Source organism: Pseudomonas wadenswilerensis, from assembly GCF_900497695.1.
Taxonomy (GTDB): Bacteria; Pseudomonadota; Gammaproteobacteria; order Pseudomonadales; family Pseudomonadaceae; genus Aquipseudomonas; species Aquipseudomonas wadenswilerensis.
In genome coordinates this window covers 824,720-846,318 of record NZ_UIDD01000007.1, presented here as the reverse complement: position 1 = coordinate 846,318, position 21,599 = coordinate 824,720, and the positions used below count along the sequence as shown (strand labels likewise).

At 59.1% G+C, this 21,599-nt stretch carries 30 protein-coding genes and 2 tRNA genes; 18 read left to right on the top strand and 14 right to left on the bottom strand.

The window, feature by feature from the left end; translation table 11 throughout:
• The first annotated feature begins 276 nt into the window (after positions 1 to 276).
• The 4 genes from CCOS864_RS14965 (at position 277) to CCOS864_RS14945 (ending at position 3,688) form a co-directional block, all read left to right on the top strand.
• A tRNA-Cys gene (locus tag CCOS864_RS14965) sits at positions 277 to 350 on the top strand.
• A 471-nt stretch (positions 351 to 821) separates the two neighbouring features.
• On the top strand, positions 822 to 1,136 hold the full coding sequence (locus CCOS864_RS14955; RefSeq protein WP_115087132.1) for a DUF2388 domain-containing protein: 315 nt from the start codon (positions 822 to 824) through the stop codon (positions 1,134 to 1,136).
• A gap of 173 nt (positions 1,137 to 1,309) precedes the next feature.
• Entirely contained in the window at positions 1,310 to 1,975 is a 666-nt protein-coding gene (locus CCOS864_RS14950; RefSeq protein ID WP_115087013.1) for a TIGR02466 family protein, read from the top strand.
• A gap of 633 nt (positions 1,976 to 2,608) precedes the next feature.
• The gene (locus CCOS864_RS14945) at positions 2,609 to 3,688 is read left to right on the top strand and encodes a 3-oxoacyl-[acyl-carrier-protein] synthase III C-terminal domain-containing protein (protein WP_233674589.1); all 1,080 of its coding nucleotides are present in this window, start codon (positions 2,609 to 2,611) and stop codon (positions 3,686 to 3,688) included.
• A gap of 221 nt (positions 3,689 to 3,909) precedes the next feature.
• Here the strand turns inward: CCOS864_RS14945 and CCOS864_RS14940 are convergent, their stop codons facing one another.
• Complete coding sequence (locus CCOS864_RS14940) at positions 3,910 to 4,242, bottom strand: YceK/YidQ family lipoprotein (RefSeq protein ID WP_115087011.1); 333 nt, start codon at positions 4,240 to 4,242, stop codon at positions 3,910 to 3,912.
• A gap of 246 nt (positions 4,243 to 4,488) precedes the next feature.
• Here CCOS864_RS14940 and CCOS864_RS14935 point away from each other — a divergent pair, with 246 nt between their 5' ends.
• From CCOS864_RS14935 to CCOS864_RS14890, 9 genes are all read left to right on the top strand, one after another.
• Entirely contained in the window at positions 4,489 to 4,845 is a 357-nt protein-coding gene (locus CCOS864_RS14935) for a hypothetical protein (RefSeq protein WP_115087010.1), read from the top strand.
• Between the two features lie 55 nt (positions 4,846 to 4,900).
• Positions 4,901 to 5,305 (top strand): hypothetical protein, encoded by a 405-nt coding sequence (locus tag CCOS864_RS14930; RefSeq protein WP_115087009.1) that lies wholly within the window; start codon positions 4,901 to 4,903, stop codon positions 5,303 to 5,305.
• A 158-nt stretch (positions 5,306 to 5,463) separates the two neighbouring features.
• On the top strand, positions 5,464 to 5,658 hold the full coding sequence (locus CCOS864_RS14925) for a hypothetical protein (protein WP_115087131.1): 195 nt from the start codon (positions 5,464 to 5,466) through the stop codon (positions 5,656 to 5,658).
• 35 nt (positions 5,659 to 5,693) lie between these two features.
• Positions 5,694 to 6,137 (top strand): GNAT family N-acetyltransferase, encoded by a 444-nt coding sequence (locus CCOS864_RS14920; protein ID WP_115087008.1) that lies wholly within the window; start codon positions 5,694 to 5,696, stop codon positions 6,135 to 6,137.
• Between the two features lie 63 nt (positions 6,138 to 6,200).
• Positions 6,201 to 6,557: an I78 family peptidase inhibitor gene (locus CCOS864_RS14915; protein WP_115087007.1), complete on the top strand. Its 357-nt coding sequence runs from the start codon at positions 6,201 to 6,203 to the stop codon at positions 6,555 to 6,557.
• 83 nt (positions 6,558 to 6,640) lie between these two features.
• Positions 6,641 to 6,853, top strand: a complete 213-nt coding sequence (locus tag CCOS864_RS14910; RefSeq protein ID WP_115087006.1) for a YceK/YidQ family lipoprotein — start codon at positions 6,641 to 6,643, stop codon at positions 6,851 to 6,853.
• 179 nt (positions 6,854 to 7,032) lie between these two features.
• Entirely contained in the window at positions 7,033 to 8,616 is a 1,584-nt protein-coding gene (locus tag CCOS864_RS14905) for a sensor domain-containing diguanylate cyclase (protein ID WP_115087005.1), read from the top strand.
• 358 nt (positions 8,617 to 8,974) lie between these two features.
• Positions 8,975 to 9,262, top strand: coding sequence for a hypothetical protein (locus CCOS864_RS14895; protein WP_115087003.1), 288 nt, complete (start codon positions 8,975 to 8,977; stop codon positions 9,260 to 9,262).
• 126 nt (positions 9,263 to 9,388) lie between these two features.
• A complete protein-coding gene (locus tag CCOS864_RS14890; protein WP_115087002.1) occupies positions 9,389 to 9,721 on the top strand; it encodes a hypothetical protein in 333 nt (110 codons plus the stop codon).
• On the opposite strand, the gene CCOS864_RS14885 is transcribed toward CCOS864_RS14890, so the two are convergent.
• Complete coding sequence (locus CCOS864_RS14885; protein ID WP_115087001.1) at positions 9,685 to 10,350, bottom strand: SOS response-associated peptidase family protein; 666 nt, start codon at positions 10,348 to 10,350, stop codon at positions 9,685 to 9,687. The two genes, CCOS864_RS14890 and CCOS864_RS14885, sit on opposite strands and share 37 nt — an antisense overlap.
• A 73-nt stretch (positions 10,351 to 10,423) precedes the next feature.
• Positions 10,424 to 10,666 carry a hypothetical protein gene (locus tag CCOS864_RS14880; protein WP_115087000.1) on the bottom strand — a complete coding sequence of 81 codons (243 nt, stop codon included), beginning with the start codon at positions 10,664 to 10,666 and terminating at the stop codon, positions 10,424 to 10,426.
• 108 nt (positions 10,667 to 10,774) lie between these two features.
• Here CCOS864_RS14880 and CCOS864_RS14875 point away from each other — a divergent pair, with 108 nt between their 5' ends.
• Both CCOS864_RS14875 and CCOS864_RS14870 read left to right on the top strand, forming a co-directional pair.
• Complete coding sequence (locus CCOS864_RS14875; RefSeq protein WP_115086999.1) at positions 10,775 to 11,224, top strand: anti-virulence regulator CigR family protein; 450 nt, start codon at positions 10,775 to 10,777, stop codon at positions 11,222 to 11,224.
• Positions 11,225 to 11,293: 69 nt separating this feature from the next.
• Entirely contained in the window at positions 11,294 to 11,497 is a 204-nt protein-coding gene (locus CCOS864_RS14870; protein WP_115086998.1) for a hypothetical protein, read from the top strand.
• Between the two features lie 39 nt (positions 11,498 to 11,536).
• Here the strand turns inward: CCOS864_RS14870 and CCOS864_RS14865 are convergent, their stop codons facing one another.
• The 3 genes from CCOS864_RS14865 to CCOS864_RS14855 form a co-directional block, all read right to left on the bottom strand.
• Positions 11,537 to 11,950: a DoxX family protein gene (locus CCOS864_RS14865; protein ID WP_115086997.1), complete on the bottom strand. Its 414-nt coding sequence runs from the start codon at positions 11,948 to 11,950 to the stop codon at positions 11,537 to 11,539.
• 144 nt (positions 11,951 to 12,094) lie between these two features.
• Positions 12,095 to 12,179 (bottom strand) — tRNA-Leu (locus tag CCOS864_RS14860).
• 170 nt (positions 12,180 to 12,349) lie between these two features.
• Positions 12,350 to 12,544, bottom strand: coding sequence for a hypothetical protein (locus tag CCOS864_RS14855; RefSeq protein ID WP_115086996.1), 195 nt, complete (start codon positions 12,542 to 12,544; stop codon positions 12,350 to 12,352).
• A gap of 230 nt (positions 12,545 to 12,774) precedes the next feature.
• On the opposite strand from CCOS864_RS14855, the gene CCOS864_RS14850 reads away from it, so the two are divergent.
• From CCOS864_RS14850 to CCOS864_RS14840, 3 genes are read left to right on the top strand one after another with little or no spacing between them, the layout of a single operon-like run.
• Positions 12,775 to 13,941, top strand: coding sequence for a two-component system sensor histidine kinase NtrB (locus tag CCOS864_RS14850; RefSeq protein WP_115086995.1), 1,167 nt, complete (start codon positions 12,775 to 12,777; stop codon positions 13,939 to 13,941).
• Between the two features lies 1 nt (position 13,942).
• Positions 13,943 to 15,388 (top strand): ATPase domain-containing protein, encoded by a 1,446-nt coding sequence (locus tag CCOS864_RS14845; protein WP_115087130.1) that lies wholly within the window; start codon positions 13,943 to 13,945, stop codon positions 15,386 to 15,388.
• Between the two features lie 19 nt (positions 15,389 to 15,407).
• Entirely contained in the window at positions 15,408 to 15,779 is a 372-nt protein-coding gene (locus CCOS864_RS14840) for a response regulator (RefSeq protein ID WP_115086994.1), read from the top strand.
• Between the two features lie 78 nt (positions 15,780 to 15,857).
• Here the strand turns inward: CCOS864_RS14840 and csrA are convergent, their stop codons facing one another.
• The 8 genes from csrA to CCOS864_RS14805 all read right to left on the bottom strand — a co-directional run bounded on the left by csrA (position 15,858) and on the right by CCOS864_RS14805 (position 21,584).
• Positions 15,858 to 16,055 carry a carbon storage regulator CsrA gene (csrA, locus tag CCOS864_RS14835; RefSeq protein ID WP_010223936.1) on the bottom strand — a complete coding sequence of 66 codons (198 nt, stop codon included), beginning with the start codon at positions 16,053 to 16,055 and terminating at the stop codon, positions 15,858 to 15,860.
• A 282-nt stretch (positions 16,056 to 16,337) separates the two neighbouring features.
• Entirely contained in the window at positions 16,338 to 17,351 is a 1,014-nt protein-coding gene (locus CCOS864_RS14830; protein WP_115086993.1) for a DNA topoisomerase IB, read from the bottom strand.
• Between the two features lie 42 nt (positions 17,352 to 17,393).
• Positions 17,394 to 18,482, bottom strand: a complete 1,089-nt coding sequence (modC, locus tag CCOS864_RS14825) for a molybdenum ABC transporter ATP-binding protein (RefSeq protein ID WP_115086992.1) — start codon at positions 18,480 to 18,482, stop codon at positions 17,394 to 17,396.
• 2 nt (positions 18,483 to 18,484) lie between these two features.
• On the bottom strand, positions 18,485 to 19,165 hold the full coding sequence (gene modB / locus CCOS864_RS14820) for a molybdate ABC transporter permease subunit (protein ID WP_115086991.1): 681 nt from the start codon (positions 19,163 to 19,165) through the stop codon (positions 18,485 to 18,487).
• Positions 19,165 to 19,923: a molybdate ABC transporter substrate-binding protein gene (gene modA, locus CCOS864_RS14815; RefSeq protein ID WP_115086990.1), complete on the bottom strand. Its 759-nt coding sequence runs from the start codon at positions 19,921 to 19,923 to the stop codon at positions 19,165 to 19,167. Before modA ends, modB begins: the two co-directional genes overlap by 1 nt.
• Positions 19,924 to 20,004: 81 nt before the next feature.
• The gene (locus CCOS864_RS14810; protein ID WP_115086989.1) at positions 20,005 to 21,078 is read right to left on the bottom strand and encodes an NAD(P)H-dependent flavin oxidoreductase; all 1,074 of its coding nucleotides are present in this window, start codon (positions 21,076 to 21,078) and stop codon (positions 20,005 to 20,007) included.
• A 28-nt stretch (positions 21,079 to 21,106) separates the two neighbouring features.
• Complete coding sequence (locus tag CCOS864_RS28250) at positions 21,107 to 21,277, bottom strand: hypothetical protein (protein ID WP_167458897.1); 171 nt, start codon at positions 21,275 to 21,277, stop codon at positions 21,107 to 21,109.
• 4 nt (positions 21,278 to 21,281) lie between these two features.
• Positions 21,282 to 21,584 carry a DUF1883 domain-containing protein gene (locus CCOS864_RS14805; protein ID WP_115086988.1) on the bottom strand — a complete coding sequence of 101 codons (303 nt, stop codon included), beginning with the start codon at positions 21,582 to 21,584 and terminating at the stop codon, positions 21,282 to 21,284.
• Positions 21,585 to 21,599: the final 15 nt, after the last annotated feature.

The window sequence follows — 21,599 nt, the reverse complement described above, 5'->3', positions numbered from 1 at the left end:
CCTGTATAGTAACGCGCTTTGGCAATGGGGGCTGTCACCCTGTTTGTTGCGGCCAAAGCCCGCACTTCGGGGCCCGTAGCGTCTCTCGAATAAAAAAATAAAACTTTTTGAATTCAAGGGGTTGCCAGAGCTGGGGAATGAGTACATAATTGCGTCCATCGAAAACGAGGCACGAAAAAAGCCTAGCGTTTTCAAGGAGATAGCGGTTTTAGCGAGTTGTTTCCTTAAAGAGTTGTATATGTTTGAGACCGCAGTATCAGGGTCTCGGGCATTTGAGGCCGAGTAGCAAAGTGGTTATGCTCCGGATTGCAAATCCGTCTACGCCGGTTCGATTCCGACCTCGGCCTCCATTATTGAAAGCCCCGCAGATTAACGTCTGCGGGGTTTTTCTTTGTGGGCCGGAAAAGCCGATCATTTCCGCATAATCAGGCGCCGTTTCCGCATCAGCGTATTACTTGGTCGGGCTGACCACCTCGCCAACGCGACGTCCTCGATCTTTGAGGCCGCCTTCGGCCTGATAACGCGAGACTGGAACTGCCGCACTTTGACAGCCAGGTCCGCATTGCCGTCGGCAGTTAGCTTCCGCGCCACCTTGTCCCCGCGCCTCGCTAAACCGAGACGTCCGCCGACTGCCGATGCCAGCGCAGGTACCGGCAGCAATATTGATTGGCGATGCCAATGGGCCTGACTTGATGAGTTACGAAGGCGATTGACTGGGCCCTGGGAAAGATTTTTTTAACAATACTTAGCAATGTTCATCAAGTTATCAAGTGGTCGCTCTTGCTAAGGTGCGCTCCCATTCGCCGTACTTCGAGCTCTTCATGAAAACCACCCCCCTGCTTCGTCTGCTCTGCCTGGTCGGTTGCCTGGTAGGCGCCCATGCGCAGGCCACCAGCTTCGTGATGACCACGGACCTCAGCGTAAGCCTGAGTATGAGTGCCAGCAAAGGTACCAGCAGTTCGTTCAAGGACGACAAAATCGTTCTGGCCGCCAAGGAGGACGCCGCCGCCTTCGTCGCCAGCGATGGAGACATTCGAGGCGTTCGCCTTGAAGCAGCATTTGTCAGGATTCGCGAGGTGCTTGATGTCCCCCGCATATCGGACCAGCAACTTGCGTGCACCATCTTAACGCTCTGACCTGATCTGGCCGGGGGTGATTGTTGTTCGTGGTTGAAGGGTGCCAAATAGCAATTTTCGAGCACCTTACTAACACCGCTCTACATCCAGGGACGATGACGCCAATTAACGATCTGACCAAGCTCAGGGGCATCGACGTCCAGCAGTGTAACTGACGCAATTTGGAAAAATGTATGCAGTCCAGCATTGACTTACTCAACCCTGAACTTATAAATATTCGGCGTTTGTTTGCGACCCCTTTGGCCAGTATTCACTACCCTGACGCAGAAAGACTCAATGTCGAGCTGAAAAACCTAATCAGCCGCCGTATGGCGGAAAATCGAAACGGTGTTAAGCATAGCAATGAAGGCGGTTGGCAGTCGGCAAGCGACTTCACTGAATGGGGTGGGGAAGCCTGTGATGCGTTAGTGCGATTTGCTAGAGCGTTTGCCGTTCAATTGACAGCGGTCCATAGTGAGAAGTTCGGATTTATTGAACCCCGCTTCGAATGGACGATTAATGCATGGGTGAATGTTACTGAGGCTGGCGACAGTAATGCTCTTCATGGGCATCCTGGTGCATTTTGGTCAGGCGTTTACTGGGTCGACAACGGCGGCCGAGAGGAAGATCCGGCTGTTGGCGGTGATATAGAGTTTATGGACCCGCGCGGCATGATCGCCTCGACATACAATCCGGCACTACGGATGAGAGTTGAAGACTGTCTTACTGCAGGGTTTAGTAGTGCGTGTGTTGCAGAAAGTGGAAAATTCATTATGTTTCCATCGTGGCTTATGCATTCTGTACAACGCTTTGAAGGCACCAGGCCACGCATATCCATAGCCTTTAATTTTGGACTTTAAAGACTTTCTGGTCAATTGAGCAACGGTGAATGACATAGCGATCCAAAAATAGCTGCGTTGGGTTGAAGCGGCCATCGATGCGCAGCGCCGATACCACGCTGCCCAGGATTCAGGTCAGTCTTCCCAGGAAGTCGAGCGCCTGCGCCTAAGCGTTGCAGCCTAATCAATCAAAGTATCAATAAAGCCACCAAGTGTGGAGGTTTCAACCATGATGTTTATAAAAACATCGTCTTCCAGGCGAATGACCCACATCAGTCTGACGTTATAAGGCTGATGGTACAGCAAGGAATTTGCCATCGGTCGCAATGGATATAGAACCATGCATCTCATTGGCTGTCGGCGGGAAAAGTGGTTGGTAAACAGCTGCGTATCTGAAGCAAGTTCATAGCGCGCTGCGTACCTGGCTGTATGGCATTACGCCAGCCGTCAATTGGCTAAATCTTGATTTGCGTCATTATTGAGCCTTTGTTAAGGCACATAATTGAGTGTTTAGTGGGTGGTTTACTTGGCCAGAATGGCAGGTTGAAAATTTTGTTAGCGGCCTTGATTTACTGTTTTTTTGTGCTAGAAATAGAGGCGGCCAGTGGTTGCTTACAGGGATGAGTAAGCCTCTACTCATGCGCAGCCATTGCAATGGATGAATACTTCAAACAAGGACGTTATATGAAGATAGTTGGGCTGTCTGGGTTGCTTCCGTCACGCGTCGTCACCAATCAGGACGTTATCAACCTGGTCGAGGAGCACTCAAGAAATACGTTTCAGGATGACTTGCCAAAAACATTGAAGACCATCGGCAAGCTGCTTGAGAAAAGTGGCAGCGAAACACGGCATTGGCTGGCGGCCAACGAGAAGCCGATGGAGCTGATGGAAGCAGCATTCAATTCGGCGCTCGCGCAAGCTGATATCAACAAGGCAGACCTGGATTTATTGATTTATCCGAACGTAACGCGAGGGTTTATCGAGCCTGCCAACAGTACCTTCATTGCCAAGGCGCTGGGCCTGAACTGCAGAAATTTTGATGTTGTCGACGCCTGCAACGGTTGGGTGACGGCCATGGATGTGATCAATAGCAAAATGGAAGCGGGGGAGATCCGCTACGCAGCCATCGTTAACATGGAATTTGGCATGTCGGATGGCGGGCCGGTCATGCCAAAGAACTTTTCTTTGCAGTCACCGGCAGAACTGGCTTACAAGTTCCCCAGTTTTACCATCGGTGAAGCGGCCACCGTCACCATCCTCAGTAATGAAGCCCCGGGGAATTTTAAATTTTCGTACATCAACAGGCCTGACCTGAGCGACTTGTCGACTATTTCCCTGCCGGACTGGAAGCTGTTTTGCAATGAGGAGGATATTGCGCGTATCGCACCAACCGGTGGGCAGTATCTGTTCAACTCCTACGCAGCAGCCTTGCATGAAGATGGTCGAAATGAAGCGATAAAAGTGTTCAATCTGCAAAACGTCTCGGCTGCGGATGTCCATAAAGTATTCATTCATACCGGCTCGCCAAAAATGTGGGAGCACATTGGCCAGTTGATTGGTATTGATAGCAAGCTGCATCACGTTGGACATAAAACAGGTAATATTATTACTGCGTCGATCCCCTTTGGTATTTTTGATGCGGTTAGCCGAGGGGAGGCCGAGAAAGGGCAGTTCTGCATGGGCTGGGCAGGAAGTGGCGGAATGGTGTTTTCTGCGCTGTCATTTACCTTGTAGGGTGCTATTGCAAAGGGCATTGCGGGGGCGATTTTCTAGCTGAAAGTCGTCGTTCCGAAATCCGCTGTTGAGCTTCCTCAGCAAGCACCTATCAACTTGCCGCATCCGTGCGGCAAGTTGAGCATCCAGGCGAAACCCGTCTACGCCGGTTCGATTGCGTACCGCTTGGGCAAGCTGATTACGTACAACACTTGTTCGCCAACCTGCGGCAGTAACCGCCGCTACTCGAAACGTGCCTTTTGAATATCTCCGTGCTCGTTCTGCAGGTAGATGGAGTAGGGCAACACTACGGTATCTGCTACGCCAGACAGGGCCAGGTCGAAAAGTATCAACGGCGCGGCAGGGTACCCATCAAAGCCGACAGAACGGCGGGGCGCTGCGTCCAGTGTGCAGTAATTCAATGCCGCACCGCTGTAGATTCGTGGAATGGAATCGCAATTGGAGTGCCAACGGGCAAGCTTGTTGCTGGAGATCATGTCATCCCTGAAGACCGTGTTGATCGTCCCGCAACCGGTTAACGAGATCGAGATCAGTAGAGTGCTGAAGAATTTCATGTGGCGCGTCCGTGCTGAAGTTGGCGGTGATTATTACCGAAATTCAAGACGCCAGGGGCCATGCACGCCCATTTCAACGTTCACATTCGGCATGATTGCCTGTTGGTTATGCCCCCGTGGCGTCGTCCCGCCTCCCCGCGGCGCCGAGGTTTTTCCTGACGCCTTACTGGCGACGAAATACTGTTTAAATTGGTATATGGAACCTGTATTTTGACGGCACATCCCACTTCTTTTTAAGTTCAATTCATGCTCAAAGCGTTCATTCTCCTGTTGACGTCAGCAATTGTGTTTGATTCCGCTTTGGCGGGGGAGTCCGTGCAGGATACGAGGGGCGCAAAAATTCTTGCTGCTGGCGACATCGAGCCCTACTCGTGTCCTGGCCTTGGGTTGTACGATTGCACGGGCTGGCCTTCTAACCTGTACCGCTTTACCGGTCAGGACACATGCTTCACGACCCGCGAGTCCTGTGCTTTCGGCTGTGCCGCGCTGTTGATTGACATGGGAGGGCAGCAATCCCTTCTCTTGGCTGGCATGCGCTACCGTGAAAAGATGGTTCGAGTGGCGGGACAGGCTCAGGCGTGTCCGCAAAACTTTGCCCGGTAGGCATCTGCCGGAGCGCTGGCGATCTGCTCGGTCAATACAGACAAGGAGGTTTGTAATGCTTGCGAAGTTGCTGGTAACGATCGGCATCGTCTTTTACGCCGTTGTGGTTCCTCTTCTTGAGGTCAACCAGACTCACGTTTTCAACCCGGCGTGGGAGCCTCACGCGCGGCTACATGAAACCTGGCAACTGTTTACCAACACCGCAATTGGCGTTTATAGCGTCTGGCTGGTGTGGATCAAAGACCATCTCAAACTTGCGAGCCTGCTCACCCTGTTCGTCACCGGTGGCTTCTTGATCGCGTACTGGTTGCGCGATGGTTACGGTGGATCGATGGTGCTCAGCGACGGTTCAGAGAAGATGATCCTGGGGATCAATCTCGGCCTGTTTGCCTACACGCTGGCCATTGTGCTGGCGGTGCTGGCCGTTGTCCTCGAACAACGCAGGAGCGCGCGGGGCTAGTGGCTGTTTGTCGTTGTGCTGGTAGCGAAGGGTTGCAGGGCTTTCAACGACAAACGGTATTACGAAGCATTCTCAAAACTTTCGTTCTCCTGTAATCTCGCCGCCGCTCAGGTGGCGACCCGGTCGCGCACCTGTTTTCAGTGCACGTGGGGGCGGGAATGGAGACGAAGAAAGGGATGGCGGCGATTCTGGAGTGGAGGGCCCGCTTCCTGGATGAAGGTACTTTGCAGGAGGCTGATTACGACCAGGCTCTGGTGGCAGCGCAGCAGCTCGAGCAGTCCGGTCTGGTCAGCCCGGGGGAGTGGGTGGCTATGGTCCGTCAAGCGAATGCGGCATTGCTGGGCCAGCGGTAGAATCAGGTTTGGTTCACATCCAGGCAGGAGGCCGAATGAGCGCAACACAAGAGCTGACCCTTGTCCGTCAGGCCACGCCCGACGACCTGAGCGCAATGCTCGCATTTGATACCTACGCCAGTACTAACCCTGGGCGTCGGCATTTTCTTGAAGAGTCCGTCGGCAAGCACCAGTGCCTGGTTGCGCTTTGTTCAGGGGCTGTGATCGGCTATGTGGTGCTGACCTACCATTTTTTTGATTACGGTTTCGTTGCCCTGGTGGTGGTTGCCCCTGCTCATCGGCGCCAGGGTGTAGCTTTTCAGCTTCTTGCCGCAGCCGAAGCGGCGTGCAAGACAGCAAAGCTGTTCATCTCGACCAACCAGTCCAACCTGCCGTCGCGCAGGCTCATTCTGAAAGCCGGTTTTGTGCCCAGTGGCGTCATCGAAAACCTCGATGAGCAGGACCCGGAGCTGGTCTACTTCAAACGCATTCGCGGTTGACCTGCGGCCAGGGAACTTGAGTTTGTCTATTCGGTCTGAGCTGACTTTCAAGGCTCTCTTTTTATGGACAACAGTGCAGCACGAAGTGTGCTCGACGCGCTCCCCACCCTCATTCTCGGGCTCGCCCTGGCGCTGGTCGGCTGGCTGGTGTTCAGCGTGGTGATCGTCGAACTCACAGACGCCATTACCGATGATTCCAGTGCCTACACCAGCGATGTGCAGGAGTGCTCGTCAGAGCCCGTCCAGATCTTGTTCGGCCAGGAGGTGGGCAAGGAGGTACTGCTGATTGCCAAGATGTTATCGGGTGTCAGTTCGGTGCGTGTGTTGTCGGCGCCCGGTCGCGACCTGAGTTACGTACCCGATCGGCTGAATCTTGAGGTGAATGGACAGCGCCGGATTTTTGCAGCCTTCTGCGGTTAGCGCGTGCCGGTGCAGGGCTTAGGTGACTCACCGGTTATAGCAGCGTCTATGTATCGACAGCTCAATAGCGATAAGGACATTGCGTGGTACGTAAACTCATCTTGATGGTCGCCCTTTCACAGCTGAACGGCTGCGCCTGGCTGGCCGCCGTCGGCAATCGCGACCGTTCATACGATTGCTATGGCGGGCTGGAAACCGAGTACCAGCTCGCGCAATTCATCGGGCCATTCGTGCTTGTCGACCTGCCTTTCACGCTTGTGGCGGATACCGCTTCCCTGCCTTTTTGCTGGCTCTGAAAGGTAACATTTTCCCTCCCAGTCAAGTGAAGGCCTCAGGCTCATGGCGCTGTGGGGCTTTTTTGCATGCTTGCCCTAGGTGAGCACGTCCCGGTGGTCTATGTTAAACGCCAGGCGCTGTTGGACAGTCTGGAGGTGGTTTATCACAGTGGTGGGAGTTTTATGGAACAGGGACCTGTATGCACCCATCCGATGACCTGAACGGGGACGAAGCCGCAGAATCGTTCTCGCCACGCGAAGGGCGTTCGGCGCCACTGTTCCGCCTGATCCTGAGTTTCATGCTGGTGGTCGTGCTGCTGTTCGTCGGCATTGAAGGCTGGCGGATCTGGCGCGACTACCGGCACGCCTTTGCCAGCGCCCATGACTCGGTGACCAACCTTGCCAGCGCCACCGCCCAGCATGCCGAAGATGCTATCCGCCAGGTCGATGTGGTGACCGCGATGCTTGGCGAGCGGCTTGAAGGTGACGGCTTTGCGCGGATGAATATTCCGCGGCTGCACAGGCTGCTCAAGCAGCAGGCGGCGTTGATGCCACAGTTGCACGGGTTGTTTGTGTATGGCTCGGACGGTCACTGGATCGTCACCGACAAGAGCGAAACGCCGACCAATGCCAATAACGCCGACCGCGATTATTTCGAGTATCACCGCACCCATGTGGACCGTGGCGTATACATCGGCGCCGTGGTGAAAAGCCGCTCTACCGGCGAGTTGATCATTCCCGTTTCCAGGCGCCTCGATAACCCCGACGGGTCTTTTTTCGGGGTGCTGCTGGGCACCGTCAAGGTCGATTATTTCGTCGAGTTCTACGGTGCGTTCAAGATCGATGACCGTGGCGCGCTGGTGCTGGCCAAACGGGACGGCACCATCCTGCTCCGCCGGCCTTTTGTCGAGCGGGTGATTGGCGGCAGCCTGGCCGGCAGCGAGATCTTCCAGGAGTACCTGCCGCACTCATCCGAGGGCGTGGTCGAAACCACCGCAGTGGTCGACGGTACCCAGCGGTTGTACGCCTACAAGGCCCTGGACGCCTATCCATTGGTGGTCGAAGCCGGGCTCTCCCGGGCCTCGATCATTGGCCCCTGGCGTGATGATCTGATCAAGACCGCCATGGTCTTGCTGTTGTTGCTGGTGGGCTTGAGCGGTTTCGGCGCCCTGGTGCTCAGGCAACTGCGCGAGCGAATCGTGATGGAGACCGCGCTGCGGCGTGCACACCAGACGGTCCGTGACCTGGCGTTGAGCGACAGCCTGACGGGCCTGGGTAACCGCCGGCGGCTGGACACTGCCCTGGCTGAGGAAATTCGTCGGGCCAGGCGTCAGGGGTATCCGTTGGCGCTGGTGATGATGGATCTGGACTACTTCAAGCGGTACAACGACAACTATGGACATCCCGCCGGGGATGACTGCCTGCGCGCCGTGGGCACTGCCATTCAGGGCAGCCTCAAGCGTCCCGGCGACCTGGCCGTGCGCTACGGTGGCGAAGAGTTCACCCTGCTGCTGCCCAACACCGATGCGGCGGGGGCCAGCAGGATTGTCGAGGACATTCTCGAGGCGATCCGCCAGTTGCACATCGAGCATGTGAAAAGCCCCTCGGGCAGGGTGACCGCCAGTGCCGGCATTGCCCTCGGCTACCCGGGCAAGGAGGCGGTTGGCGCAGACATGCTGATGGGCGCGGCCGACTCGGCGCTGTACCTGGCCAAGGACAAGGGCCGCAACGGTTGGTGCCTGGTTGACGGCCTGGGCGAAGGGCGGGCGAGCTCCAAGCTCTAGCCATTCGTCGCTCGAACGGCACGCTGCCCACAGCGTACCGCTCGAATGAATACGGCCCAGACCTCCTGTGCCTTGCAACCGAGGTGCTTATGCCTAATGTCTCGATGCAAATACCCCCACGGCCCGAATCTGAGCCTGACGAAGAATACGATCCCTTGACCCGGCCTCAGGTTATTCCGCAGGAGCGCCCAGGCGATTGGCAAGAGGGCGACAATGAGGAACAGTATCCCGACGACAAGGATATGCCGTTGCCCAACGACTAGGCAGTCGGCTGCCTGGAGCGCGTTGATGGGGCCGTGCGTGATAAAACGCCAACGCATGGGTAAGATGCCCGCCTCGTAAATGCAAAGGACTGATCATGGACGACCCTTCTCTGGCGCAACGCTTGTTTGCATTGGCCGCGATCATTGTCGCGGCAATAGGTGGCGGCATTTTCGTGTTTTTTCTGTTAGCCCCTGGAGGTCCTTTTCCCAGCCTTGGACGCGCGCTGGCAATATTTACCCTGGGTGTAACCAATGGTTTGTGCCTGCCGCTGGTCGGCACTTATTGGGTGCTCGCCGGGAAGCCGGCAGGTGCCGGTACGCTATTGATTTTGCAGGCGATAGGGCTGATCGCCTTTATTGGATGGTATCTTTCGCTGATGTGAAGTTGTGCCTGCCTGCTTTATAGCGACTGGCTCTATTGCACACTGTCCAACACCTAATTGAGTTCTTCTGTTTCATACTTTTTTTATATATCTTTCGTGTGCTGCCGACTCACAAGGAAAATAATAATGAGGTACAGAGGCGCACACTATTGGGCTTGGGCAGACTGCCAACTGCACAGCCAGGAGCATGAAGAATCGCTGGAGTCGGGAATCACACTTGATGTCAAGGCGCGGCTGTCGCGCAGCGGTTGCACCCAGTTGTTTCTCGGGGTTTACACCAGTGCCGGTCTACCCATCGTGGAGGAGTATCACGACCATCTCGATGAAGTCACCCTGACCCGGGCGATTATCTGGGGCGTAAAACGTTGTCGCGCAATTGCCGCCGACGTCATCGAACTCAATGAGCTACCTGCCATCAGCCACTACCCCGGGATGCGGGCGATCAATTCGGCGCCCTGATTACGCACATTGCCGATCGCAGCGCTGACCGGGTACCACTCGAACTGCGCTGCCGGCTCACCCAGATTCAAGGCCATCTGCTCGGCGTGTTCGCCAGCGGTGGCCGGGTCCAGCCATTGCCGGGCAAAAGCCGGCGCCAGCACGATTGGACGGCGGTCATGCACGTCGAGCAGACCGCCTTCACTGTCAGCCGTGAGGATGACGAACCCCGCATGCTCGCCGCTGCACTGGCCGATCGCGGCGCACAGGGCAGGGCGGCCATCGCCGCGGCGGATCAGGTAGGGTTGCTTTTTCGGGCCGCCTTCATCGACCCATTCGAACCAGTTGTCGATCGGCACGATGGCCCGGTGTGGCCAGATGGCGCGGAAGAAGGCGCCATGGGCGACCTTTTCCACCCGCGCGTTGATGGGGGCGGCGCGATCCCTGGCCCAGTGCGGGCGCCAGCCCCAGGGCAGCAGGTCGGCGTGGAGGATGTCAGCCTCGATATGCAGCAGCGCCACGCGGGTGGTCGGCGCCACGTTGTAGTGGCCAAGCGGCTGATCACCGACGCTGTTGACCAGGGCGCCGGGCATGCTCAGGGCCTCGACGAAATCGTGGATGCCATGGTATTGGGATAACCTGCCGCACATGCTGCGAAGCTCCGCGAGGTGCCTACCGGTGGAGGATAGACGCTATCGGGGGGCAAGCCCGCTCCTGCGACGGTCAGCTCAGCACCCAGACCAAGAGCGATACCACCAGAGCCAACAATGTGCCCAGCCAGGCGCAGGCTTCGAATTTCGAACGTTGCACGCTGGCGCGAACTTCGCGCAGGTATTGCGCCTTGGTCGGCGCCCGCTCGCGATAGCGCAGGTGCTCGGCCAGGTCATGCAAGCGGGCCTCGATGATCGAGCCGACCACGAAGAATGTCGCGCCATAGCTGGCGATGAAAATCAGCAGGTACTTCATTGTCGCTCCTTGGCTTGCCCGTCCCTGGTGCCATTACCCTGTCACGGAACCTTGTGCCTGCACAACGTCTAAGCTGATGTGGGATGTCCCATTCTTGAGCACATCATCATGTTCAGATCGCGCTTGCTGGTTGTCGTCGCCACCTCGTTGAGCCTGGCACTCGGTTCACTTGGCGCTGTTGCCGATCCGGGCAATGGCAAAGGTAATCCGGGGCATGGCCAGGGCAAGCAGGGTGGTCAGGGTGCCAGCCAGAAAGGTGGCAAGAGCGCTGACCAATGGAGTCATGGCCCGGCCATCGATCGCAGCCGTGTCATCAATGTGCTGCTGGGCTATCCCGATTACTGGAGTCGTGGCGCCGACCTGCCCCCGGGTGTGCGCAAGAACCTGGCGCGCGGCAAACCCCTGCCACCCGGCATCGCGAAAAAGCTCGATGACCGCCTGATCGGCAGGCTGCCGCACTACGATGGCTACGAATGGCGCCAGGCCGGGACCGACCTGATTCTGGTAGCGATCGCCACCGGCATCATCTACGAAGTGCTGACTCACGTGCTCGATTGAAACCGTAGTTGACGGCGGGGCAGAGTGCGCTTATACAGGCGCCCCCACACCGGCAAGGCAGGCCCTGCAATGAACGACGACGATCTGGACATTCACGAACCTGAGCATGATCACCTGCTCGACCATGACTTCGCCGAGGATGATTACGAAGCGCAGGAAGAGGTCAACCCGTTGTTCGATCCGCAGGATGACGACGAGCCGAATGCCAGCGATTGTGCAGGTGATGACGATGCATTCTGGGATGAAGGCGTAGACACCCTCGACGACCTCTAGGCGCCAGCAGCGGCGCTGGCGCCTGGAGGCGGTTGCGGGTTAACGCCCATCCACCGAGAAGCGCCCGGCACCGGTAACCGACAGCAGCAGCAGGCCGCCGACGATGCTCATGTTCTTGAAGAACTGCACGGTGTTGGCCGCCTTGGCCGGGTCGACCATATTCCAGAATGGGTGGCCGATAACGGCGGTACCGATCACGAACAGGGCAAACAGGAAGGCCAGCGGGCGAGTGTAGAAGCCGAGGATGAGAATGATGGCGACAAAAAACTCCATCACCACCGCCACCGCAGCTGCGACTGTTGGCACCGGAGCTCCCAGGGATGCCAGATAGTCAACCGTGCCGTCGAAGCCGGTGAGCTTGCTCCAGCCAGACATCACGAACAGGATCATCAGCAGTATCCGCGCCAGCAGGATGATGACGTCGCGCTGGTTGTCGAACAGGGTATAGCGCATGGCGGCCTTCCTTTGTTGTTGGGCAATTTTACCTTAGCAGTTGCCGGAAGGATTTGCGGCCAGCCCAGCATAAAAAGGGCATAAGGGTTGTTTGGGCGAACGCCAGACAGCAAAAAGGCGCCGCTAAGGCGCCTTCTCAGAAGATGGTGCGAGTGGCGGGACTCGAACCCGCAAGGCTCACGCCGGCAGATTTTAAGTCTGCTGTGTATACCAATTCCACCACACTCGCACTGGGTTGAGGAAAATGCATTTGCTCCCTCAATCAAGCGAGCTTTATAACCCATCGTTATATTCGAGTCAACCGCGTGCAGGGCTCTGGACGGCGCCTCCGTGCCGAAATCGGCAATGGCCGTCATTCAGTATGTCGCAGTCGCCGCCAGCGCCACGCAGTGTTCGTGATCAGTAGCTGATCGTTTCGGCGACGCCGCGCAAGTCATCCACCGACGATTGCAGGCCCGCGATTCTACCCAGCACTGCGGCGGCGTCAGCCTGGTGTACCGAGTGCTGCAGGTACAGCACGTGCCCGCGCAGGTCGAGCGACACCCGCTCAAGGTCGGCGGCGGTGTGCTGCAGGTCATCATGGATAGCTTTCATTCGTAGGTCTGCGGCCACGCGTCGTTCCCTCGAGGTAGGTGGCAGGTCTGAAGTGCCGGGCGACTATAGAGCAATTGATTCCTTGCTGTCATTGGGCCACTGTTGCTTTCACCACGCCGTCGACTGGCAGTGCCTGAAGAATCCGACTAAGTTTTAGACCAGCGCAGGGAATCGCTTGCAGCGTATGCTGTCATATCCAGACAAGCCATCTACGGCTTCGTGGGGCAGCCATGGTCTCATCCGACTCCGAACTTCATGTGATGCATGCCAGTCGCTTCGAGCAACTGGTACAAACGGTGGTTGATTACGCTATCTACATGCTCGACCTCGAAGGTCACGTGGTGTCCTGGAATGCCGGCGCACAGCGCATCAAGGGCTACCGTGCCGATGAAGTGATCGGCAAGCATTTCTCGATGTTCTTCACCCCTCAGGATTGTGCCGACGGCAAGCCGGACTGGCTGCTTGAGCGTGCCTTGAGTACTGGCGGTGCCCAGGATGAAGGCTGGCGCATGCGCAAGGACGGCACGCTGTTCTGGGCACTGGTGGCGCTGGACGTGATCAGGGCACCCGATGGCGAAGTCGTGGGGCTGGCGAAGATAACCCGCGACATTACCGACCGCCGCGAGGCCGCACTGCAACTCGATGAAATGCGCGCCCAGCTGTTCCAGTCGCAAAAGCTTGAAGCCCTCGGGCAATTGACCGGGGGCATGGCGCATGACTTCAACAACCTGCTGACCATCATCATCGGCTCGGCTCGCCTGGCCCTTAACAGCCGAGACCCGCAACGTACCCAGCGCCTGCTCGAACACATCCTCGATGCGGGCGAGCGCGGTAGCCAGATGACCCAGCAACTGCTCAGTTTCGCCCGGCACAAGGCCTTGAAGTTCGGTCGCGTCAAAGTACCGGAACTGATCGAGTCGACGCGCGTGCTGCTCGGCCAGACCCTGCCCGCGTCGGTGGAACTGCAGGTGCTGCTGGCCGACAACCTGTGGGATGTCGAAGTCGATGCCGGGCAGTTGCAGATGGTATTGCTCAACCTGATCTTCAATGCCCGCGACGCCATCGACGGCGAGGGGCTGATCAGCATGCAGGCGCAAAACTGCACGCTTACAGGCCGCCCCGAGGGCCTGGTGGGGCGCTTTGTCTGCATCAGCATCAGCGACACCGGCCGCGGCATCGACAGCAAGGTGCTGCCGCGCATCTTCGAGCCTTTTTTCACTACCAAGAGCTTTGGCAAGGGCACCGGGCTGGGCCTGAGCCAGGTCTATGGTTTTGCCAAGCAGAGCAATGGCGCGGTCAGCGTCAGCAGCGAGCCGGGCAAGGGTACCTGCATGAGTGTCTACCTGCCGGTGTACACAGCCTCCATTGACCCCGTCCCTGAACACGGAGGTGCATAGCATCGTGGAACCACTCAAACGCCTCGCCACTGGTATCCCCGGGCTCGACGAACTGCTCAAGGGCGGGCTGGTGGTCGGTGCTTCCTATATCGTTCAAGGGCGGCCCGGTTCAGGTAAGACCATCCTGGCCAATCAGTTGGCGTTCAACCATGTGGCGCACGGCGGACGGGTGCTGGTGGCGACGCTGTTGAGCGAGTCCCACGAGCGTCTGTTCCAGTACCTGTCGACCTTGAGCTTTTTCGATCCGGCGAAAATCGGCGCGCAACTGCAGTTCGTCAGTGCTTTCGACACCATGGAGCAGGAGGGGCTGGACGAAGTGGTGAAACTGCTGCGCGGGGAAATCAGCCGCCATCAGGCCAGCCTGCTGATCGTCGATGGCCTGCTCAATGCCCGCTCGCGGGCGGAAACCCCGCTGGACACCAAGAAATTCATCGCCGAGCTGCATGGCCATGCGGCGTTTGCCGGTTGCACCGTGCTGTTTCTGACCAGCTCGCGGCTGGAGGACGGCAGCCCGGAACACACCATGGTCGATGGTGTCATCGAACTGGGTGACGAGCTGTTCGGCAGCCGCTCGGTGCGCCGCATCCAGTTGCGCAAGACCCGCGGCAGCGGCGCCCTGTCGGGTATCCACGAGTGTGAAATCACCGAGGACGGCATCCAGGTGTACCCGCGCCTGGAGTCGCTGTACAGCCACCCGACCGGGCTTGGCACGGGCGAGCTGACCCGCGTCCCCAGCGGCGTGCCGGTGTTTGACAGCATGCTCGGAGGCGGGCTGCCCGCTGCCTCGGTGACCCTGGCAATGGGCCCGTCGGGCATCGGTAAAACCTCCCTGGGCGTGAGCTTTCTGGGCGCGGCGACAGCCGCAGAACCCGGTCTGCATTTCGGCTTTTATGAAACGCCGCATCGCTTGCGCCTGAAGGCCGGCGCCCTGGGCTACGACTTTGCCGCCATGGAGCGCGCCGGGGCCTTGCGTATTGCCTGGCAACCGACCACCGAAGGCGTGCTTGATGATGTCGGCATGCGCTTGCTGCGCTTGGTCGAGCAGCACAACATCAAGCGTGTGCTGATCGACAGCCTCGGTGCTTTCACCCGCCTGGCAAGCAATCCGATGCGGCTGAACGAATTCTTTCGCGCCCTGACCGGCGAGCTGCGCGCCCGTGACGTCAGTGTCCTGGCCACCTGGGAAATGCGCGATATCTTCGGTTCGGAAATCAACGCACCGGCGCCCGACCTCTCGAGCATCGTCGACAACCTGCTGTTGATGCGCTTTGTCGAGATGGAGTCCGAGCTCAAGCGATTGCTGTCGATCCTCAAGGTGCGCGACAGCTATTACGATCCGGCGCTGCTGGAACTGATCATCAGCGACCACGGTATCGATCTGCAAAAGGCCTTTTCCCAGGCCACGGGGGTGATGTCCGGGACGCCCTCGCAGGTGCCTGGATCATGAGAATGGGGCCGGCAACACCATGAGTACCATTCTGGTCGTCGACGACGAGTACCTGATCGCCAATATCCTGGGCTGGGCCCTGGAGGACGAAGGTTTCGACGTGGAACTGGCCGGTAATGGGCAAAAGGCCCTGGACTTGCTGAAAGGCAAACGAGTGGAGTTGGTGATCACCGATTACATGATGCCGGTGATGGATGGCGAGGCACTGGCCGTCAGTATTCGTGCAGAGCCGCTGCTACAGGCCTTGCCGATTATATTGATGAGCGGGGCACAGGCTCACAAGGGGCGGGATAATCCCAGGCTGTTCGCTGCCGTGTTCGACAAACCCTTTGACATTGATCAACTGATTGCCAAAGTGAAGGAACTGGTTGGCGCGCCTGAGGCGCCTTGAGACCTGCGACTGCAACCTGGAGGGTTGTCAGGGTCAGGATCAAGCGCATCCGTGCGGCTTGAGTGAGCTGGGGGCTACTTAGTGCTCGTCGCCTCCTTTTTCCGGTGCCGGGCTACCGGCCTGAATGCGTTTGAAAATCTCCTCGCGGTGCACCTGTACATCTTTCGGTGCATCGATGCCGATCCTCACTTGCATCCCTTTGACGCCCAGAATGGTGACTTTGATGTCATCGTTGATGACGATGCTTTCGCCAACCTTGCGGGTGAGTATCAGCATGTATTTCTCCTTGGTAACGTAAGTTGCCTTGCAGGCGTAGCCCGCAGAAGCCGGGATCACACAGGGGGTGCATCCCTCTTTCCCTTCATTAAAGACGCTTTCGGCGGATATTAATTCCCCCGAACACAGATTCTGTAGTGAGTCTTTAGTCGCAGGTGCCGATTGGCTGGATGAGCGCTCCCGAACAGCGAGTACTGCTCATACCCGCAAGCATAGGGGGGTTGAAGGAATATGGGAAATTTCTCTGCATGATAGTGAAGGTGGGTTTCGCTGAATGGCTTTTCAAGGGGCAGGGAGGTTTTGCAGAAACAACGCCAGGGCCACTTCCTCGGCCTCCAGCCCCTTGCGGGTGCGTGGCCGTGGTAGCTTGGCCAGCCCGCCCAGGGTGAAATGCTCCAGCAGCGCCGGATGGATATAGCAGCGCCGGCATACTGCCGGGGTATTGCCCAGGCGGCTGGCGACCTGTTTGACGGTCTCGACGATCTGCCGCTTGGCTTCCTGCTCCGGCTGCCACTCAAGCTGGCGCAACAGGCTCAAGGCCAGGGCGCTGCCGGCCCAGGTACGGTAGTCCTTGGCGGTGAAATCGCTGCCGGTCAGTTCCTGCAGGTAGGCGTTGACGTCGGCCGAGCCGACGCTGTGGCGCTGGCCCTGTTCATCCTGGTACTGGAACAGGTCCTGGCCGGGCAGGTCCATGCAGCGTTTGACCAGGTTGGCCAGACGCCGGTTCTTCAGGGTCACCCGATGTTCGATGCCGCTCTTGCCGCGAAACTGAAAGCGGATGGCGCTGCCGTTGACCTTGACGTGACGGTTGCGCAGGGTGGTCAGACCGAAGGACTTGTTGTCGCGGGCGTACTGGCGATTGCCGATGCGGATCAAGGTGCTGTCGAGCAGGCTGACCACCAGGGCCATGACCTTCTGTCGATCAAGCCCCGGCCGCGCCAGATGACTGTCCAGTTGCCGGCGCACCTTGGGCAAGAGGCTGGCGAAGGCCAGCATGCGTGAGTACTTGTGGCTGTCGCGATAGCTGCGCCAGTCGGCATGGTAGCGGTACTGCTTGCGTCCGCGGGCATCACGGCCGGTAGCCTGCAGGTGGCCTCGCGGGTCGGCACAGATCCATACATCGGTGTAGGCCGGCGGGATCACCAGGGCCTTGATCCGCTCGAGGGTGGCCGGGTCGGTGACCCGGTTGCCTTGTGCATCGAGGTAGACGAACCTGCCGCGCAGCGTCTTGCGGCGCAGGCCGGGCTGGGTGTCATCGACATACTGCAAGGCGGCGGGCAGGGCGGTGTCGGGCATGGCGCGGGTCCAGTGACGGGGCTTGTACTATGGACCGCAACGTCAACCCAACAGTGCCACCGACTTGATCTGTGCCCATAGCGACTGCCCGGCATGCAACTTGAGCTGGTCGGCGGAATAGCGGGTGATGCGCGCCAGCAAGGTGGTGCCGGCCGCGTCCAGGCTGACCAGCACATGGGCGCTGTTGTCGGCCGGGCGGTGGCCGCTGACCGTCACCGGCAGGCGATTGAGGATGCTCGATTGCTGATCGGCGCCCAGGCTCAGGCTGACGTCACGCGCCTGGACCTTCAGGCGCAACGGCATGCCGACGGCCAGCGGTTCGTGGGCAACGCGCACCTGCAAGTCGCTGTGCGGCAGTTGCAGGCTGAGCAACTGGTAGTCGCTGTTGTAGGCGCTGACCTGGCCTTCGATGATCACCCCGGCATCATCGCCCTGGGCCAGGGGCAGATCGAGGCGGGCGAGGGTGGCGGCGATCGGGCCGCTGGCCTGGACCTTGCCCTGTTCCAATAGCACCAGGTGATCGGCCAGGCGCGCGACTTCGTCCTGGGCATGGCTGACGTAGATCAGCGGAATCTCCAGTTCGCTGTGCAGGCGCTCAAGGTACGGCAGGATCTCGCGCTTGCGCGGGCCATCGAGGGCCGCCAGCGGCTCGTCCATCAACAACAGTTGCGGGCTGCTCAGCAGCGCCCGGGCAATGCCCACGCGCTGGGCTTCGCCGCCGGAAAGCGTCGCAGGCTTGCGCTCCAGCAGGTGCTCGATGCCGAGCAGTTCGCAGGCCTGCTCAAGGCTGACCTTGCGCAGCTGGGCGGGGATGCGTTTGTAGCCGAAGGTCAGGTTGGCGAGCACCGACAGGTGCGCAAACAAGCTGGCCTCCTGGAAGACATAGCCGATCGGGCGTTGATGCGGGGCGACGAAATGTTCGCGGCGCGAGTCCTGCCAGATTTCGCCGTTGACCTCGATGTAAGCCTCGGTCGCGCGCTCAAGCCCGGCCAGGCAGCGCAGGCACGTGGTCTTGCCCGAGCCGGAATGGCCGAACAGGGCGCTGATGCCGCGCCCGGGCAGTTGCAGGTCGACATCCAGGCTGAAGTCGTCGCGCGCCAGTTTCAAGCGGGCGTGAATCATCGCTGCCATGCTCAGCTCCAGGCCGATTTGCCGCGGCGGCTGGAATACAGCGCCAGCAGCACGAGGAAAGAGAACACCAGCATGGCCCCGGCCAGCCAGTGGGCCTGCAGGTACTCCATGGCCTCGACATGGTCGAAGATCTGCACCGACACCACCCGGGTCTTGTCGGGAATATTGCCGCCGATCATCAGCACCACGCCGAACTCGCCGACGGTGTGGGCAAAGCCGAGGATGCTGGCGGTGATGAAGCCAGGGCGCGCCAAGGGCAACACCACATGAACGAAACAGTCCCAGGGGCTGGCGCGCAAGGTCGCAGCCACCTCCAGCGGCCGTTCACCAATGGCGCTGAAGGCGTTCTGCAAGGGTTGCACGACGAAGGGCATCGAATAAACCACCGAACCGATCACCAGGCCGCTGAAGCTGAACACCACGGTGCCCAGCCCCAGCGCTTCGGTGGTCTGGCCGATCCAGCCGTTGGGCCCCAGGGCCAGCAACAGGTAGAAGCCGATCACCGTCGGTGGCAGCACCAAGGGCAGGGCCACCACCGCGCCCACCGGCCCGCGCAGCCACGAGCGTGTGCGCGCCAGCCACCAGGCGATGGGAGTACCGATGAGCAACAGGATCAGCGTGGTCAGGCTGGCCAGTTTGAAGGTCAGCCAGATGGCGCCGAGGTCGCTGGCATCCAGTGGCATCAGATTTCGTAACCGTAGGACTTGATCACGGCAGCGGCTTTCGGGCCTTTGAGGTATTCAACCAGGGCTTTGGCTGCGGTGCTGTCCTTGCCTTTGTTGAGGATCACCGCGTCCTGCTTGATTGGCTCATGCAGGTTGGACGGCACGATCCAGGCCGAACCGCTGCTGACCTTGCCGTCCTTGTAGATCTGCGACAGGGCGACAAAGCCCAGTTCGGCATTGCCGGTGGAGACGAACTGGAAGGCCTGGGTGATGTTCTGGCCTTCGACGATCTTGGCCTTGGTGGCCTCGATCAGTTGCAGTTTGTCCAGCACCTGAGTCGCCGCCAGGCCATAAGGTGCGGCTTTCGGGTTGGCAATCGACAGGTGCTTGAACTGGTTTTTCTTCAGCACATCGCCCTTGCCATCGACATAGTCATCCTTGGCCGACCACAGCGCCAGGGTGCCGATGGCGTAGGTGAAGCGCGAGCCCTTGACCGTGTCGCCTTCTTTTTCGAGTTTTTCCGGCGTGCTGTCATCGGCGGCGAGGAACACCTCGAACGGCGCGCCGTTCTTGATCTGCGCATAGAACTGGCCGGTAGCGCCATAGGCGGCAACCAGCGTGTGGCCGGTGTCTTTCTCGAAGTCCTTGGCAATCGCCTGGATCGGTGCGGTGAAGTTGGCGGCAACAGCCACCTGTACCTCATCGGCCCAGGCGCTGTTCAAGGTCATGAAGGTGGCCAGGGCGGCCAGGGCAAAACGCGGTGCGCACTTACTCATGAAAAACAGCTCCACAGGCTGAGGGGTATTCGTTATATAGGTGAATATATAGCGAATGCCCGGCCAACGGGAAGTACTGCTTCAGCGTTTGAGCTGGGCGAGGGCGTTTTCAGCCAGTGTGCGCGTCAGTTCACCGGCCGGCAGGGCCTGGCCCAGGCGTAGCGCCTGGCCCGACCAGAGGTTGCTGAAATCGCTGTTGCCTTTCGGCTCGCTGATCGCCCGCAGCGGCATCAGCGCACCACCAGCCAGGGGGAAGCGGGGCGCAAGGTCACTCATGGGCCCCAGTTCGCGCATGATTCGCGTGCGGATACCGCGTGCCGGGCGCCCGGTAAACAGGTTGGTGACTGCCGTGTCGCTTTCCTTGGCGCTGTGCAGGGCCTGGCGATGGGCCGCCGAGACCTTGGCTTCCGGGCAGAACAGGTAGGCGGTACCCAGTTGCACCGCCGAAGCGCCCAGGGCCAGGGCGGCGACGATACCGCGATGGTCGCCAATGCCGCCGGCGGCAATCACCGGCACGTTCACCGCATCGACAATCTGCGGCACCAGCGCCAGCGTACCGACCTGGGTATTGAGGTCGCTGCTGAGGAACATCCCGCGATGGCCGCCGGCTTCATAGCCCATGGCAATGATTGCGTCGCAGCCGTGATCTTCCAGCCACAGGGCTTCATCCACCGTAGTGGCGCTGGACAGCACCTTGGCGCCAGTGGCCTTGACCCGCTTGAGCAGGCTGGCTTCGGGCAGGCCAAAGTGGAAGCTGACCACCGCCGGCTTGAATTGCTCGAGCAACTGGCAGGTGGCGTCGTCGAAGGGCGCACGATTGGAGACCGGCGTCGGTGCCTCGAAATCGGCACCCAGCTCTTCATAGTACGGTTTGAGCGCCAGCTTCCAGGCTGCGTCGCGGGCCGGGTCTGGCTCGGGCGGCTGATGGCAGAAGAAGTTGACGTTGAGCGGGCCGTTGCTTGCCTCGCGAAAGGCTTGAAGCTCGGCGCGGATCTGTTCCAGGCTCAGGGTGGCACAAGGCAGTGAACCCAGGCCGCCAGCGTTGCTCACGGCAATGGCCATGGCCGAACCGGTGGAGCCGGCCATGGGCGCCTGAAGGATCGGCAGTTCGATGCCGAACAGATCGAGGAGGCGGGTGTCCGGCCATTGGCTCATGCCTGGGGTTCCTTGTGCTGAGGTGGTTTTACAGCGCTTTGCTCACCTTGATATCAGTGATCTTCTTGGCGTCTTCGCCGTGGAGCTGTTGCAGCGCTGCCTGCACTTGCTCGGGAGCATCGCTGGTCAACTGGGCGAAGTCGAAACGTCGCTCGCCATCGATCTTGTACTTGATCACGAACTTGGTGGTCTGGCTCATGGGCTTATCTCAGTTTCGACGACGAACGACGGATGATCTTCACCGTGTGGGTGAAGGTTGGCTTGGTGACTGCCGATAATGCACGCGGGCCCACGGTGTCGATAGTGATGTTCCAGAAGCCGGTGCTGGGCACGGTGATCTTGGCCGGGAAGTCGACGAAGGCGCCGCCATGATAGGTGTGGCGGCCGCCGTTCTTGAAGCTGCGGAAGTTGGCGTCGTTCATCAGGCGGATATTGCAGCGCTGGGAGCAATGGATGACCACGATGTCATCTTCGTTGAGGTGCTCGCGCTGGTGTACGAATTTCATGTTGCACTCCGCATT

Excerpts from the sequence above, each read along its gene's own strand:
- CCOS864_RS14955 (WP_115087132.1), top strand. The coding sequence starts at position 822 with ATGAAAACCACCCCCCTGCTTCGTCTGCTCTGCCTGGTCGGTTGCCTG.
- CCOS864_RS14950 (WP_115087013.1), top strand. The coding sequence starts at position 1,310 with ATGCAGTCCAGCATTGACTTACTCAACCCTGAACTTATAAATATTCGG.
- CCOS864_RS14945 (WP_233674589.1), top strand. The coding sequence starts at position 2,609 with ATGGATGAATACTTCAAACAAGGACGTTATATGAAGATAGTTGGGCTG.
- CCOS864_RS14940 (WP_115087011.1), bottom strand. The coding sequence starts at position 4,242 with ATGAAATTCTTCAGCACTCTACTGATCTCGATCTCGTTAACCGGTTGC.
- CCOS864_RS14935 (WP_115087010.1), top strand. The coding sequence starts at position 4,489 with ATGCTCAAAGCGTTCATTCTCCTGTTGACGTCAGCAATTGTGTTTGAT.
- CCOS864_RS14930 (WP_115087009.1), top strand. The coding sequence starts at position 4,901 with ATGCTTGCGAAGTTGCTGGTAACGATCGGCATCGTCTTTTACGCCGTT.
- CCOS864_RS14925 (WP_115087131.1), top strand. The coding sequence starts at position 5,464 with ATGGAGACGAAGAAAGGGATGGCGGCGATTCTGGAGTGGAGGGCCCGC.
- CCOS864_RS14920 (WP_115087008.1), top strand. The coding sequence starts at position 5,694 with ATGAGCGCAACACAAGAGCTGACCCTTGTCCGTCAGGCCACGCCCGAC.
- CCOS864_RS14915 (WP_115087007.1), top strand. The coding sequence starts at position 6,201 with ATGGACAACAGTGCAGCACGAAGTGTGCTCGACGCGCTCCCCACCCTC.
- CCOS864_RS14905 (WP_115087005.1), top strand. The coding sequence starts at position 7,033 with ATGCACCCATCCGATGACCTGAACGGGGACGAAGCCGCAGAATCGTTC.
- CCOS864_RS14895 (WP_115087003.1), top strand. The coding sequence starts at position 8,975 with ATGGACGACCCTTCTCTGGCGCAACGCTTGTTTGCATTGGCCGCGATC.
- CCOS864_RS14890 (WP_115087002.1), top strand. The coding sequence starts at position 9,389 with ATGAGGTACAGAGGCGCACACTATTGGGCTTGGGCAGACTGCCAACTG.
- CCOS864_RS14885 (WP_115087001.1), bottom strand. The coding sequence starts at position 10,350 with ATGTGCGGCAGGTTATCCCAATACCATGGCATCCACGATTTCGTCGAG.
- CCOS864_RS14880 (WP_115087000.1), bottom strand. The coding sequence starts at position 10,666 with ATGAAGTACCTGCTGATTTTCATCGCCAGCTATGGCGCGACATTCTTC.
- CCOS864_RS14875 (WP_115086999.1), top strand. The coding sequence starts at position 10,775 with ATGTTCAGATCGCGCTTGCTGGTTGTCGTCGCCACCTCGTTGAGCCTG.
- CCOS864_RS14870 (WP_115086998.1), top strand. The coding sequence starts at position 11,294 with ATGAACGACGACGATCTGGACATTCACGAACCTGAGCATGATCACCTG.
- CCOS864_RS14865 (WP_115086997.1), bottom strand. The coding sequence starts at position 11,950 with ATGCGCTATACCCTGTTCGACAACCAGCGCGACGTCATCATCCTGCTG.
- CCOS864_RS14855 (WP_115086996.1), bottom strand. The coding sequence starts at position 12,544 with ATGAAAGCTATCCATGATGACCTGCAGCACACCGCCGCCGACCTTGAG.
- CCOS864_RS14850 (WP_115086995.1), top strand. The coding sequence starts at position 12,775 with ATGGTCTCATCCGACTCCGAACTTCATGTGATGCATGCCAGTCGCTTC.
- CCOS864_RS14840 (WP_115086994.1), top strand. The coding sequence starts at position 15,408 with ATGAGTACCATTCTGGTCGTCGACGACGAGTACCTGATCGCCAATATC.
- csrA (WP_010223936.1), bottom strand. The coding sequence starts at position 16,055 with ATGCTGATACTCACCCGCAAGGTTGGCGAAAGCATCGTCATCAACGAT.
- CCOS864_RS14830 (WP_115086993.1), bottom strand. The coding sequence starts at position 17,351 with ATGCCCGACACCGCCCTGCCCGCCGCCTTGCAGTATGTCGATGACACC.
- modC (WP_115086992.1), bottom strand. The coding sequence starts at position 18,482 with ATGGCAGCGATGATTCACGCCCGCTTGAAACTGGCGCGCGACGACTTC.
- modB (WP_115086991.1), bottom strand. The coding sequence starts at position 19,165 with ATGCCACTGGATGCCAGCGACCTCGGCGCCATCTGGCTGACCTTCAAA.
- modA (WP_115086990.1), bottom strand. The coding sequence starts at position 19,923 with ATGAGTAAGTGCGCACCGCGTTTTGCCCTGGCCGCCCTGGCCACCTTC.
- CCOS864_RS14810 (WP_115086989.1), bottom strand. The coding sequence starts at position 21,078 with ATGAGCCAATGGCCGGACACCCGCCTCCTCGATCTGTTCGGCATCGAA.
- CCOS864_RS28250 (WP_167458897.1), bottom strand. The coding sequence starts at position 21,277 with ATGAGCCAGACCACCAAGTTCGTGATCAAGTACAAGATCGATGGCGAG.
- CCOS864_RS14805 (WP_115086988.1), bottom strand. The coding sequence starts at position 21,584 with ATGAAATTCGTACACCAGCGCGAGCACCTCAACGAAGATGACATCGTG.